Here is a 13,195-nt window from a genome sequence, read left to right as displayed (position 1 = left end):
TTAAACCTTTTCGACTTCAGGACGGCCAAGAATGCCGGACGGCATGAAGATCAGCACGATGGCGAGGATCGAAAACGCGGCAACGTCCTTGTAGTCGATCGAGAAATACGCCGACCACAATGCCTCGATGAGACCGATGAGCAAGCCACCGACCACAGCACCCGGAAGCGATCCGATACCGCCCAGAACTGCCGCCGTGAACGCCTTCACGCCGGGGATGAACCCGTCGGCAAAGGAAATCACGCCATAGAAGGAGAGGTAGAGCGTACCGGCCACAGCCGCGAGCATCGCACCCATCACGAAGGTGAGCGAAATGACCCGATCGACATTGATGCCGAGAAGCGCTGCCATTTTGCGATCCTGCTCACAGGCACGCTGCGCGCGACCAAGCGAGGTGCGATTGACGATATACCAGAAAATCGTCAGCAGCACGGCTGTCACCACAATGACCACAATCTGCTTCAGCGAGATCGTCACGTTGGTTCCCATGATATTGTAGGAACCGTTCAGCAGCTGAGGCACCGGTTTGTTACGCGGACCCTGCGTTACCTGTACGAAGTTGGACAAGGCAATCGACATGCCGATAGCCGTGATCAACGGTGCGAGGCGAAACGAACCACGCAGCGGCCGGTAGGCCACGCGCTCGATCGTCCAACTCCACAAACCCGTCAGCAACATGGCGACGATCATCATCAGAAGAAGCATCAGCGCAATCGGCAATGCTCCAATGAAGGTTGTGATCATGAGAAAAACAATCAGCGCCATGAAGGCGCCGAGCATGAAGACATCGCCATGAGCAAAGTTGATCATGCCGATAATGCCATAGACCATCGTGTAGCCGATGGCGATCAGGCCATAGATCGAGCCGAGCGCGAGCCCGTTGATCACCTGCTGGAAGAAATATTCCATCGAGAAGCCACCCATTTTACCGCCCGGGATTTTATTGACGCATCTTTATTTCGTGCGCCTTCATTTTATTCCCGGCTCTTTACACCTAACGGCTGTATAGAGGAATGCAACCCCCTTTTGCCTCAGACAAAAGACTAAGGGCATCATCCCTCCACAAACTAGTTATGTCCCCTACTAAACGTCCTGTATATGTTTTTTTCTCCTACCCAGGACGCCTTATTCCATACTTTCTACATGGCCGAAAAGCCAAAAAATTGGGGGTCAGCATTAAAATTACCGACCGTACCCACTTTACGCGACCGTAAACCCATGTGCAAAGGGATCACGGTCGTCGATGAAGATCGTATTATATCCCGTCATGCGTGCCCAGCCCGCAATTGAAGGAATAATCGCCGGCAATGTGCGGTCCTGGCCTGCAACTTCGGTAGCACGTTCCACACGGCCATGAAAAAGCGACCCGATGATGGATTCATGCACAAACTCGTCGCCGGGCTTCAATTTGCCCTTGGCAGCCAGTTGGGCCATGCGCGCAGACGTACCGGTTCCACATGGCGAACGGTCGATTGCCTTGTCGCCGTAGAAGACGGCATTGCGGGCATGCGCTTCCGGATGTTTCGGCTTCCCAGTCCACAGAATATGGCTCAGACGGTTGATATCCGGCAGCAGCGGATGCTGGAACTTGTACTTCTCATTTAACCGCTCACGCAGGATCGGACTCCAGGCAATCAGCTGCAGCGCGGAATAATCTTCCATATCGGTGTAATTTTCTTGCGGCTCGACGATAGCGTAGAAATTGCCGCCATAAGCCACATCAACCCTGAGGTTGCCAAGGTCCGGGCATTCGACCTCAAGTCCTTCAGCATAAAGGAAAGCCGGAACATTGGTGAGACGAACGCGCTCGACATACTGGCCGTTCTGCTCATACTCGATCGCCACCAGACCGGCAGGCGTGTCCAGATTGAGCTTGCCCGGCGTCTTCGGCGTCACCAGCCCCTGCTCTATCGCCATCGTCACGGTTCCGATGGTGCCGTGACCGCACATCGGCAGACACCCCGAGGTTTCAATAAAAAGCACCGCGACATCGCAATCAGGACGTGTCGGCGGGTAGAGAATGGAGCCGGACATCATGTCATGGCCGCGCGGCTCGAACATAAGACCAGTACGAATCCAGTCATACTCGCGCAGAAAATGCGCGCGCTTTTCCATCATGGTCGAACCTTCGAGGTTCGGCCCGCCGCCAGCCACGAGACGCACGGGGTTACCGCATGTGTGTCCGTCGACGCAGAAGAAGGAATGTCTTGCCATGATGGTCAGTTCCGAAAACGTTGTGGCTTGAAAGGTTCAATGTCGATTGCAGGCGCGGCCCCCGTGATGAGATCACGGATAAGCCGCCCGGTTGCCGCCGATTGCGTGAGGCCGAGATGACCATGGCCGAAGCCGTAATAGATGTTGCCGCCTGCCGAGGCCCGGCCGATGACCGGTACGGAATCCGGCATGGATGGCCGATAGCCCATCCACTGTCGCCCGCCTTCTGTCCGAAAGCCCGGCAGAAACATGGAAGCCTTCTTAAGCATGGCTTCAGATCGCGCGAAATTTGGTGGCAGGTCGAGCCCGCCGAATTCCACCGCACCACCCACACGCAGGCCGGTTTCCATCGGCGTGATGACAAAGCCATGGCCCGGAAAGGTCAATTGCCGTTTCACATCGAAACTGCCCACTGGCAGCGTCGTGTTGTAGCCGCGTTCCGTATCGAGCGGCACCGCATCGCCAAAGCCCTTGGCAAGATCGCGAGACCATGCGCCCGCCATAAGGACAAGATGCGTCGTCTTGATTTTCGTTCCATCCTCAAGATGAACGCTCGCCCCGCCATGGCCCTGCTTCGCATTCGTGACTTTGGCCTGAAGGAAGCGCGCACCCTTGCTCTGGGCATAGGCCCAGATGGCCTTGCCGAACAGTTTCGGATCGCTGACATTCTTCCAGCCGGGAACGAAAGTTCCGGCAACGAAACGCGGGCTCAGGCCGGGCTGCAGTTCGGCAAGCCGGTCACCGCGCACGTGTTCATAGGCAATTCCAGCCTGTTCGCGAACATCCCAGCCCAGCTGGGAGGCAGCAAGCTCGGCTTCGCTTTCATAAAGCTCCAGATTGCCGTTCTCGCGCAATCTCCCGCGCAGCCCTGCCCTGTCGATTAACGCCATCATCTCGCTGCCGGCAAGGCGCATGATGTCGGCCTGTGCAATCGCGGTTTTCGCCAATGCATCCGCGCTGCTTGCGCGCCAGAAGCGGTAGAGCCACGGCACCATTTTGGGAAAATAGGAAGGACGGATCGTAAACGGACCAAGCGGATCCATCAGCCAGCCTGGCACCTTGCGCATGACGCCCTTGGAGGCCAGCGGAAGAATGTCCGAAAAAGCGAGCGCCGCAGCATTGCCAGAACTGGTCTCTTCGCAAATGCCGGTTCTGTCGACGACCAAAACCTCGCGCCCAGCCTCGGCAAGCAAGGCGGCAGTGGCAACCCCGACAATACCGCCACCGATAATGAGAATATCCTGCTGACCCTGCGGATCAGATTTCATCTTGTGCGGCTCCCCACCGGATTCATTTTTGCCTATAGCCTTGCCAAAGAACCGGACAATGTCGACGCTTCGAGCAATTGGCGTTCAGTATGTTCAATGCCAGCCTTTCGGCTCTGTCCATCGATTTTTTGGAATGACACTGTGCTGAAAGTTCGCCATCGCTTGAAAAAGCCACAAAGGCAAAGTTAGGGATCGACAAACTCAAATCACCTCATATTGATATATCAGAGATATATCTGTAAGATTGCACTATGTCAATCGTCGTAACCACAGGGCATGGACAGGCATGGAAGAAGCAAACGTTCGAGACAGGTTGACGCGGAGCCCGGCAAACATGCCGTTGGCGACCATGGATAGCTGGGGTAGCGAAAGCCTCGCCGAGCAAGCCTATCGCATTCTGGAGCGCTCCATCGTCACACTGGAACTCGAACCGGGCACCGTTGTCAACGAGCGCACACTGATCGAGCTGACCGGCATGGGCCGCACGCCGATGCGCGAAGCCATTCAGAGGCTCGCCTGGGAAGGTCTCGTGGAAGTGCGTCCGCGCTCAGGCATTGCCATCGCGGCCATCGATCCGACGGATTTCATCAAGGTGCTGGATGCCCGCGAAGGTGTCGAGCGCGTTCTGGCGCGCGATGCTGCCCGCTTTGGCAGCCCTCGCGATTATGAACGGCTTGAAGCCGCTGCAGCCGCCATGCGGCAGGCCATCCCCAACGAGGATGTGGCCCTGTTTCTCGATGCCGACAAGGCATTCGATATTGTTCTGGGCGCGGCGGCGAGCAATCCCTATGCCGCGCGTATTGCAGCCCCCCTGCAAACCCACAGCCGCCGCTTCTGGTTCCGCCTTCGCCCATCGACCGGCATAGCCGGTTCTGCCAATGCCCATGCGACACTGATCGAGGCGATCGTCTCCCGTCAGCCGGAACGGGCCAGCGACACGGCCAGTGAACTGATGGCCTATCTGCGCACTCTTGCACCCTGACACCCGGCGTCCGACCAATATGGCTTTGTAGGGATGGACGCCCTCTCCTCAATGGTGTTCAACAAATCCATTCTGCCACATTAAGGCCGTCGGAAGGGCGTCCATCCCACAAGAACCAATCCCAATCAATGAGCGTTGTGTTCGCCCTGCTCCACTTCGGTCGTGACAGGTATGGCACTTTGGAAAAGTTCGGCACGGTTCTCGCCGCTCACGACAAGCGTTCCGACCAACCCGCGTGCCGCTCGCGACAGCGCGTGATCCACCAGGGTGTATTCGCCGGGAACTTCCAGCTTGATGTCGACCGCCGCCGCGCCTCCCGGTGGGACCGAAATTGTCTGGACATCGGATAGCGGCTCCGTCGTCAAGGAGCCCAGCTGATAAACCTTGTCGAAGATTTCTCCGATCACATGAAAGCTCGACGTCTTGTTGGGTCCGCCGACACCGAAGTAGATGCGTACGGTTTCGCCGACCTTCGCCGTCAGGGCATTGTCGCCTGTGAGTGCATTGGCAGCCCCGTTAAAGACATAGTACTCCGGGTCTTCCTTGAGCAGGCGTTCGACGCTCTCGGTCAGCTTCCCCTTGGATCCGTATGGCTGCGACGTGTAGAGCTCGCCCTGCATTACATAGAACTCCCGGTCAACGGGCGGCAGGTCGTCTGCCGGCTCGACGAGGATCAGGCCATACATACCGTTGGCGATGTGATGTGCGGCCATTGGCACAGCACAGTGATAGACGTACAGCCCCGGTTTCAGCGCCTTGAACGAGAAGGCCTTGGTTTCACCCGGTGCGGCATCGGTCGCCGCCGCTCCGCCGCCTGGCCCGGTCACAGCGTGGAAGTCTACGCTGTGACGTTCGCTGCTGTCGGCCTTGTTGGAGAGCTCCACCTGGATCGTGTCACCTACTCGGGCGCGCACGAACGGGCCGGGGACCTTCTTGTTGAACGTCCAGTAGTGGTAGGCTGCGCCGTCTGCGAGCTGTCCCGTCACCTCGACGGTATCGAGCTTTACCTTGATGGTCGCTGGCTCGCTTCTTCTAATTGGCGGCGCCAGGTCATTCGCCGGACGGACAATGTTGAGTGGAGCTTTGACACTGCCGTTTTCCGCCGGATGCTCGTGCGAACCAGATGCGAGGGCTGATGTCCCGGTCACCGCCAGAAATGCGAGTGCCACGGCTGTGTACGAGGGTCTGGAAAGGCGTATCATGAGAACTCCTGAGCAATGGTGTTACTCAGGTATTCAAGACCTCACCGACCTTGCGATCTTTGATCTGCGACAAGGACGGCATGTCCTCGCAAGATCGTGATTGCCAGAGCATTTCCCGTCTCGTTTGAATCGTTGGAAATGCTCTATCTCTTTGTTCTTGCGCATGTCTCCCAAAACCGATTCCTGCTTTGGGGAGACATGCACTAGGTGACCGGCTCACTGGAACGTAGCCAAACGTCAATTGCTGCGCATTGAACAGATGCGCCGAAATTGTCATCGCGTTTATCGTATCAGGTTGTAACGACGTAGCTGATACTGATGAAAACTTACGGCAAAACAACCCGATCAGTGGGTCTTGTTCATCGATTCTGACATTTTGCGAAGCACGTTGAGCGCGATGCTCAACTCCTCGTCGCTTACACCTTCCAGCAAATCCTCGCGGACATCACCGGCGAGCTTCACGACCTGTTCAGCCAGAATCTTGCCTTCCGCCGTCATCACCACGCGCTTGGCGCGGCGGTCACCCTGAACGGTTTGCCGTTCGATGAATGACTGGCGCTCCAGACCATCGAGCAGGCGGACCATAGTCGCATTCTCGATCTCAAGCGCTTCTGCCAGTTCTTTCTGGTAAAGGCCTTCCTGTTCCATCAAGGCAAGCAGGGTGCGCGCCCGCGCCAGGGTCAGGCCCCGTTCCTTCACACGCGCGTCGAAAACGGTGCGGAGCCTGCGATTAACCTTCGCCATGGCATCAATCATTTCAGCTTTAAGATCTGCCGTATCCATGCCAACCGCCTTATATATTAGTAAACTAATGATTACGGATTTGGATAAATCGCTGGCGAACTATTTTCAAGCGAACTTCCTGAACTCACGCAAGCGTGATGGGATTTAGCGGCAATATGACAGTTCTGCGAACAAATTCACTGCAGAGCAGTGATCTGAAAAAGAAAAAGCGGGCAAGAGCCCGCTTTCCCGAAAAACGATAGAGTGCTGCCGATCAGGCTGGCATGATCGTTCCCTGCAGCGTCATCAGCTGATGCAGGAAGATTTCCGCCTTGGTGCGGTGTTCGTTCGACGAAGCATCGTCCAGAGCCTTGCGGGCATGTTCAATGCGGCGCTGAATATCTGCCGGGTCGATATCGTCCACATGGGTCGCCGATTCGGCCAGAACGGTGCAACCCTGCGGGGTGATATCGGCGAAACCGCCGAAGACCACGTAGGAGTCGGACTTGCCGTCGGCAAGCTTCACCGAAACGACACCCGGCATGATCGTTGTCATCAACGGCGAATGACCGGCGAGAGCCGTCAGATAGCCTTCGCTACCCGGAATGACGACTTCCGTCACCTGCGCGGAAAGCAGGAGCCGTTCAGGCGACACGAGTTCGAATTGGAAAGCTTGAGCCATGGTTCTCACTTGAATTCAAAAGCACAATCCCGAAAAAAAAAACGACTTTCAGAACATGCTTAAACAAAATGATTGGCTTTCACGGCGGGCCTTGCGGCCCACCGGGAAATTCAATTCATCAAGCAGCTTCAGCTGCCAGCTTCTTGGCCTTCTCGAGAGCTTCCTCGATGCTGCCGACCATGTAGAAGGCAGCTTCCGGAAGATGATCGTAGTCGCCAGCGCAAAGACCCTTGAAGCCCTTGATGGTGTCGGCGAGATCGACCAGCTTGCCCGGCGCACCGGTGAAGACTTCAGCAACGAAGAACGGCTGCGACAGGAAGCGTTCGATCTTACGAGCGCGGGCAACGGTGAGCTTGTCTTCTTCAGACAGTTCGTCCATGCCCAGGATCGCGATGATGTCCTGAAGCGACTTGTAGCGCTGCAGGATCGACTGAACCTGACGGGCGACAGCGTAATGCTCATCGCCAACGACCTTCGGGTCAAGCATACGCGACGTGGAGTCGAGCGGGTCAACAGCCGGGTAGATACCCTTTTCAGCGATCGAGCGCGACAGAACGGTCGTTGCATCCAAGTGGGCGAACGAGGTTGCCGGTGCCGGGTCGGTCAAGTCGTCGGCAGGGACGTAAATCGCCTGAACCGAGGTGATCGAACCCTTGGTCGTCGTCGTGATGCGTTCCTGCATGGCGCCCATGTCGGTTGCCAGCGTCGGCTGATAGCCCACAGCGGAAGGAATACGGCCGAGGAGAGCCGACACTTCCGAACCTGCCTGCGTGAAGCGGAAGATGTTGTCCACGAAGAACAGAACGTCCTGGCCCTGGTCACGGAAGTTTTCAGCAACCGTCAGACCCGACAGGGCAACACGAGCGCGCGCACCCGGGGGTTCGTTCATCTGGCCATAAACGAGGGCTGCCTTGGAGCCTTCGCCGCCGCCGAGCTTGTTAACACCCGACTCGATCATTTCGTGGTAAAGGTCGTTGCCTTCACGGGTACGCTCACCGACGCCTGCGAACACGGAGTAACCGCCGTGCGCCTTGGCGACGTTGTTGATGAGTTCCATGATGAGAACGGTCTTGCCAACGCCTGCACCGCCGAAGAGACCGATCTTGCCGCCCTTGGCGTAAGGAGCGAGAAGGTCGACGACCTTGATGCCCGTTACCAGGATTTCAGCTTCGGTCGACTGCTCGATATATTCCGGAGCGTTCTGGTGGATGGCGCGGGTTGCCTTGGTCTTGATCGGACCAGCTTCGTCAACCGGCTCACCGATGACGTTCATGATACGGCCAAGCGTTTCGACGCCAACCGGAACCATGATCGGTTCGCCGGTGTCGCGCGCTTCCTGACCGCGAACGAGACCTTCGGTCGCGTCCATGGCGATGGTGCGCACGGTGTCTTCGCCGAGGTGCTGGGCAACTTCGAGAACCAGGCGATTGCCCTGATTGTCGACTTCAAGCGCGTTCAGGATCAGCGGCAGCTGGCCTTCCGGGAACTTGACGTCGACGACAGCGCCGATGACCTGCGTAACGTGGCCGATCGCACCGGATGCTGCTGCCTTGGGAGCGGCAGACTTCTCAGCAACAGACTTGGCTGCTGCAGTGGTCTTAGGTGCCGCTTTTTTGGCAGGCGCCTTCGCCGCTGGCTTTGCTTCGGCCGCGGCGGTAGTTTTCGGGGTCGCTGCTTTTGCCATCGATCCTTACCTTCCGTTAGCATGATCCCGAAAAGTTGCAGACTTTCTGGGAAATCATGCGGTAAACCAAATTCTATTTCGCCGCATTTATGCGACGCCAGATGTTCCCATCTGGCTGCAAAATGCTCTAGAGCGCTTCCGCACCCGAAATAATTTCGATCAGTTCCTTGGTGATCTGCGCCTGACGCTGGCGGTTATACGTGATCGACAGTTTGTTGATCATGTCGCCCGCATTGCGCGTCGCGTTATCCATCGCACTCATCTTCGCGCCCATCTCGCCCGCGACATTTTCCAGCAAGGCACGGAAAATCTGGACCGAGATATTGCGCGGGATCAGCGTCGACAGGATCGCCGCAGGATCAGGTTCGTATTCGTAGATCGCGTCGCCTGCGGTCTCCGCATCCTCGCTGTCGCCCGCCGAAGCAGGGATAAGCTGCTGTGCGGTCGGAATCTGCGAGATCACCGACTTGAACTCGGAATAGAACAGCGTGCAGACGTCGAAAGCGCCTTCTTCAAACAGCTTGATGATCTTGTGGCCGATCTGGTCGGCATGCACAAAAGCGAGCTGCTTGACTTCGCGCAGATCGATATGGTCGATCAGCAGGCTGGCAAATTCGCGACGCAGAATGTCCGCGCCCTTCTTGCCGACCGTGATGATCTTGACCGTCTTGCCTTCAGCGAGGAGCTTGCGGGCATGATCGCGCGCCAGACGCGCAATCTGTGAGTTGAAACCGCCGCAAAGGCCACGTTCTGCGGTGCAGACGACGAGCAGATGCACGTCGTCCTTGCCCGTACCGGCCATCAGGGCCGGCGCATCTTCGCCGGTTACGTTCTGCGCGATGTTTGCGAGAACGACACCCATGCGCTGCGAATAAGGCCTTGCGGCTTCCGCAGCTTCCTGGGCACGGCGCAGCTTCGCCGCGGCGACCATCTGCATCGCCTTGGTGATTTTCTGCGTCGCCTTGACCGAGGCGATACGGTTTCTCAGATCCTTTAGTGAAGGCATCCGTTCATCCCGTCTGAGCATGATTCCGAAAAGTTGGAGACTTTTCGGATAAAATCATGCGGCTAACATAATTCAGGCAAAGGACTTGGCGAAAGCGTCGATCGCTGCCTTGAGCTTGGCCTTGAGGTCATCAGTAATGGCTTTCTCCTTGCGAATGCCATCGAGCACGTCCTTGTGCTCGGTGCGCAACGAAGCGAGAAGACCTTCTTCGAACTTGCCAACCTGATTGACAGCAAGCTTGTCGAGATAACCGTTAACACCGGCGTAAATCACGGCAACCTGCTCTTCCGTCTTCAGCGGCGAGAACTGCGGCTGCTTCAGGAGTTCGGTCAGGCGTGCACCACGGTTCAGAAGACGCTGCGTCGAAGCATCGAGGTCGGAACCGAACTGTGCGAAGGCAGCCATTTCACGATACTGGGCAAGCTCGCCCTTAATCGAACCGGCAACCTGCTTCATGGCCTTGATCTGGGCCGAAGAACCAACGCGCGAAACCGACAGACCGACGTTAACAGCCGGACGGATACCCTGATAGAACAGGTTGGTTTCGAGGAAGATCTGGCCATCGGTGATCGAGATCACGTTGGTCGGAATAAAGGCCGAAACGTCGTTGCCCTGCGTTTCGATGACCGGCAGAGCCGTCAGCGAGCCGGCGCCGTTTTCGTCGTTGAGCTTTGCAGCGCGTTCGAGAAGACGGGAGTGCAGGTAGAAAACGTCGCCCGGATAAGCTTCGCGGCCCGGAGGACGACGGAGCAGAAGCGACATCTGACGGTAAGCAACAGCCTGCTTGGACAGATCGTCATAGCCGATCAGCGCATGCATCGAGTTGTCGCGGAAATATTCGCCCATGGCGCAGCCCGCAAACGGTGCGAGATACTGCATCGGAGCCGGATCGGAAGCGGTAGCCGCGACAACGATCGAGTATTCCAGAGCGCCGCGTTCTTCGAGAACCTTGACGAACTGGGCGACGGTCGAACGCTTCTGGCCGACGGCGACGTAGACGCAGTACAGCTTGTCCTTGTCCGGGCCGTTGTCGTGGATCGGCTTCTGGTTCAGGATCGTATCGAGAATGATGGCGGTCTTGCCGGTCTGACGGTCGCCGATGACCAGCTCGCGCTGGCCGCGGCCAACCGGGATCAGGGCGTCGATGGCCTTGAGACCCGTCGACATTGGCTCGTGAACCGACTTGCGCGGGATGATGCCAGGCGCTTTGACGTCGACGCGGCGACGTTCCTTGGCCTTGATCGGGCCCTTGCCGTCGATCGGATTGCCGAGAGCGTCGACAACGCGGCCGAGCAGTTCCGGACCAACCGGAACGTCAACGATTGCGCCGGTACGCTTGACGATGTCGCCTTCCTTGATGTCGCGGTCGGCACCGAAGATAACGACGCCGACATTGTCGCTTTCAAGGTTCAGCGCCATGCCGCGAATGCCACCAGGGAATTCGACCATTTCACCGGCCTGAACATTGTCCAGACCATAGACGCGGGCGATACCGTCGCCAACGGAAAGAACCTGACCGACTTCGGAGACCTCAGCCTCCTTGCCGAAGTTCTTGATTTGCTCTTTCAGGATAGCGGAAATTTCCGCGGCGCGGATGTCCATCAGCCGACCTCTTTCAGTGCAAGCTTGAGAGAAGAAAGTTTAGTGCGAAGGGACGTGTCGATCTGACGCGAACCCATCTTGACGATAAGACCGCCGAGGATCGACGGATCGACGGTGACATTGATCGTCACGTCCTTGCCGGCCACGCCCTTCAGCGTTGCCTTCAATTCGTTCTGCTGCGCAGCGCTCAGTTCGTGCGCGGAGATGACATCGGCGGAAATTTCACCGCGATGTTCAGCAGCAATAATGCGGAAAGCAGCGATGATGCCCGGCAGAGCGAAGAGACGACGGTTCCGCGCGACAACGCGCAGGAAATTTCCGACCAGCCCCTTGATGCCCGCCTTGTCGGCGAGAGCGCCGATGGCGTGAAGCTGATCTTCCGAGGAAAATACCGGACTGGAGATCAGTCGCTTGAGGTCTTCGCTTCCGCTCAGAAGCGCCTCGAAACGGTCAAGATCTTTTTCCACAGCCGCAACGGATTTCGCATCAAGCGCAAGCTCGAAAAGAGATCCGGCGTAACGCTGTGCGACACCTGAAATGAGCGAAGACGTTTCAGCCACGAACAACCTGCTCTCTACGTTGAAACCATCCTTTTGGGGCCCAATCTTGTTCAGGACGCCAAACCGATGATTTTATTGAATGTTTCCGGAAAACCACTGACGCGCGAGCACGTCAACACCGAAATGTGATTGCCGTCTAGCATAGACGAACAGGACTCGCAACACGCGAATCCGGCACTTTTGTGTAAGATTTACCGCCTTTCGCGGTCAAAAAAGTCGCATCCACCGCAGCGACGCTATCTTCCCTTGCGCAGCCTGCACGTCAGAAGTGCAGAACAGAGCTCTTTCCGATCAGGAAATGAAGCCGAAAGCGTAGAGCAGCGGACCTGCTGCAAGCACGAACTCCACCAGCGCTGCGAGACTGCCATAGAAGCGTCCGCCGCTCGGTCCACCCTTGCGCCCACCCGCATCCGACATCATCGAAATGAAGCGTCCGAACAGTGCAAATCCCCAGACGGAACCCAGCACGACCCAGAGGAATGGCTGCGCGAAAACGAGGCATCCGATCCCCACGCCGAGATAGGGTCCGGCGAGCGTCGCACGGATGGAACCGTAACCTTCGGGACGGCCATTGATCGGCTGGAGCCGCAACAGCTTCATCGTTATGCCGGGCGCAAAAAGCATGACAAGACCAGCAAGTGCCGTCACGGCGGCAGAGCCCCAGGCAAGCCATTCTCCGGTGGTGGTGGGAAGATAGAATTCCATCGCGATCGCCCTCAATCTGAACAGAACACGGCTATAAACCAGTTTTGCGTAAACGAAAACTGATCGCACTATCTGAACGCAACCGGCATTCAGGCATATCCGAGCGATTCCAACAAAATTACCAAGCCATTCGAGGGCATGGAACGAACCATCAGCGCGGCGGAGAACCGCGCATCGCAATGATCCGAGCCAGAACCGACCGGATGAAAAGGATGGCTATCGCACCGATCGCCCAAATGATCCAAAACGCCGGAACAAGCAAACTATGCAGCAATCCGATCCCGGAACCTGCTACCTGATCCAGCTTGAACACATCCAGCAGCGCAGTCGCTTCTTTGTCGATCAAGCTTTTTCCAGTCTCGGCCAAAGCCGGTCCATTGCCACTGATCCAGACAATCACGACATCCGAGATGTAGTAGGCAAACCACATCAACAATGTCCAGATTATCAGTCCGACAAGGGCGACCAGCCAGAAACCGGGGCCATTATTCGCTGAAGGTCGCGTTTGATGAGCAGGGGTGTATCTCATTGGTTTCGAGCCTCATAGAACCTTTGAGACCAGTCTGC

The 13,195-nt window shown here is 57.1% G+C and carries 13 protein-coding genes; 1 reads left to right on the top strand and 12 read right to left on the bottom strand.

Features of this window, described 5'->3' with window-relative positions; all coding sequences use genetic code 11:
* The 3 genes from FG152_RS19905 to FG152_RS19895 form a co-directional block, all read right to left on the bottom strand.
* Positions 1-909, bottom strand: a complete 909-nt coding sequence (locus FG152_RS19905; RefSeq protein WP_010661458.1) for a branched-chain amino acid ABC transporter permease — start codon at positions 907-909, stop codon at positions 1-3.
* A gap of 291 nt (positions 910-1,200) precedes the next feature.
* Entirely contained in the window at positions 1,201-2,214 is a 1,014-nt protein-coding gene (locus tag FG152_RS19900) for a 4-hydroxyproline epimerase (RefSeq protein ID WP_010661459.1), read from the bottom strand.
* A gap of 5 nt (positions 2,215-2,219) precedes the next feature.
* Positions 2,220-3,482, bottom strand: a complete 1,263-nt coding sequence (locus tag FG152_RS19895) for an NAD(P)/FAD-dependent oxidoreductase (protein ID WP_010661460.1) — start codon at positions 3,480-3,482, stop codon at positions 2,220-2,222.
* Between the two features lie 286 nt (positions 3,483-3,768).
* Here FG152_RS19895 and FG152_RS19890 point away from each other — a divergent pair, with 286 nt between their 5' ends.
* Positions 3,769-4,464: a GntR family transcriptional regulator gene (locus tag FG152_RS19890; RefSeq protein ID WP_010661461.1), complete on the top strand. Its 696-nt coding sequence runs from the start codon at positions 3,769-3,771 to the stop codon at positions 4,462-4,464.
* A 125-nt stretch (positions 4,465-4,589) separates the two neighbouring features.
* Here the strand turns inward: FG152_RS19890 and nirK are convergent, their stop codons facing one another.
* The 9 genes from nirK to FG152_RS19845 form a co-directional block, all read right to left on the bottom strand.
* Positions 4,590-5,666: a copper-containing nitrite reductase gene (nirK, locus tag FG152_RS19885; RefSeq protein ID WP_010661462.1), complete on the bottom strand. Its 1,077-nt coding sequence runs from the start codon at positions 5,664-5,666 to the stop codon at positions 4,590-4,592.
* 345 nt (positions 5,667-6,011) lie between these two features.
* Entirely contained in the window at positions 6,012-6,449 is a 438-nt protein-coding gene (locus FG152_RS19880; RefSeq protein WP_010661463.1) for a MarR family winged helix-turn-helix transcriptional regulator, read from the bottom strand.
* Positions 6,450-6,663: 214 nt separating this feature from the next.
* Positions 6,664-7,071, bottom strand: a complete 408-nt coding sequence (locus tag FG152_RS19875; RefSeq protein WP_010661464.1) for a F0F1 ATP synthase subunit epsilon — start codon at positions 7,069-7,071, stop codon at positions 6,664-6,666.
* A gap of 118 nt (positions 7,072-7,189) precedes the next feature.
* Entirely contained in the window at positions 7,190-8,755 is a 1,566-nt protein-coding gene (gene atpD / locus FG152_RS19870; RefSeq protein ID WP_010661465.1) for a F0F1 ATP synthase subunit beta, read from the bottom strand.
* Positions 8,756-8,882: 127 nt separating this feature from the next.
* A complete protein-coding gene (locus FG152_RS19865; protein ID WP_010661466.1) occupies positions 8,883-9,761 on the bottom strand; it encodes a F0F1 ATP synthase subunit gamma in 879 nt (292 codons plus the stop codon).
* 72 nt (positions 9,762-9,833) lie between these two features.
* Positions 9,834-11,363, bottom strand: coding sequence for a F0F1 ATP synthase subunit alpha (gene atpA, locus FG152_RS19860; RefSeq protein ID WP_010661467.1), 1,530 nt, complete (start codon positions 11,361-11,363; stop codon positions 9,834-9,836).
* Positions 11,363-11,923 (bottom strand): F0F1 ATP synthase subunit delta, encoded by a 561-nt coding sequence (locus FG152_RS19855; RefSeq protein WP_010661468.1) that lies wholly within the window; start codon positions 11,921-11,923, stop codon positions 11,363-11,365. The genes atpA and FG152_RS19855 overlap by 1 nt, the downstream gene beginning before the upstream one ends.
* Positions 11,924-12,214: 291 nt before the next feature.
* A complete protein-coding gene (locus FG152_RS19850; protein ID WP_010661469.1) occupies positions 12,215-12,628 on the bottom strand; it encodes an AGROH133_08824 family phage infection protein in 414 nt (137 codons plus the stop codon).
* 151 nt (positions 12,629-12,779) lie between these two features.
* Complete coding sequence (locus FG152_RS19845; protein ID WP_146113242.1) at positions 12,780-13,157, bottom strand: hypothetical protein; 378 nt, start codon at positions 13,155-13,157, stop codon at positions 12,780-12,782.
* Between the last annotated feature and the right edge of the window lie 38 nt (positions 13,158-13,195).

The sequence above is a fragment of the Ochrobactrum sp. XJ1 genome (assembly GCF_024701725.1).
Lineage (GTDB): Bacteria > Pseudomonadota > Alphaproteobacteria > Rhizobiales > Rhizobiaceae > Brucella > Brucella anthropi.
Note: the sequence above shows the minus strand (reverse complement) of the source record. Positions and strands in the feature narration are given on the sequence as shown.

Bases quoted from the DNA above. Each gene is read 5' to 3' on its own strand.
- FG152_RS19850 (WP_010661469.1), bottom strand. From the start codon at position 12,628: ATGGAATTCTATCTTCCCACCACCACCGGAGAATGGCTTGCCTGGGGC.
- FG152_RS19880 (WP_010661463.1), bottom strand. From the start codon at position 6,449: ATGGATACGGCAGATCTTAAAGCTGAAATGATTGATGCCATGGCGAAG.
- FG152_RS19865 (WP_010661466.1), bottom strand. From the start codon at position 9,761: ATGCCTTCACTAAAGGATCTGAGAAACCGTATCGCCTCGGTCAAGGCG.
- atpA (WP_010661467.1), bottom strand. From the start codon at position 11,363: ATGGACATCCGCGCCGCGGAAATTTCCGCTATCCTGAAAGAGCAAATC.
- FG152_RS19890 (WP_010661461.1), top strand. From the start codon at position 3,769: ATGGAAGAAGCAAACGTTCGAGACAGGTTGACGCGGAGCCCGGCAAAC.
- FG152_RS19895 (WP_010661460.1), bottom strand. From the start codon at position 3,482: ATGAAATCTGATCCGCAGGGTCAGCAGGATATTCTCATTATCGGTGGC.
- atpD (WP_010661465.1), bottom strand. From the start codon at position 8,755: ATGGCAAAAGCAGCGACCCCGAAAACTACCGCCGCGGCCGAAGCAAAG.
- nirK (WP_010661462.1), bottom strand. From the start codon at position 5,666: ATGATACGCCTTTCCAGACCCTCGTACACAGCCGTGGCACTCGCATTT.
- FG152_RS19905 (WP_010661458.1), bottom strand. From the start codon at position 909: ATGGAATATTTCTTCCAGCAGGTGATCAACGGGCTCGCGCTCGGCTCG.
- FG152_RS19875 (WP_010661464.1), bottom strand. From the start codon at position 7,071: ATGGCTCAAGCTTTCCAATTCGAACTCGTGTCGCCTGAACGGCTCCTG.
- FG152_RS19900 (WP_010661459.1), bottom strand. From the start codon at position 2,214: ATGGCAAGACATTCCTTCTTCTGCGTCGACGGACACACATGCGGTAAC.
- FG152_RS19845 (WP_146113242.1), bottom strand. From the start codon at position 13,157: ATGAGATACACCCCTGCTCATCAAACGCGACCTTCAGCGAATAATGGC.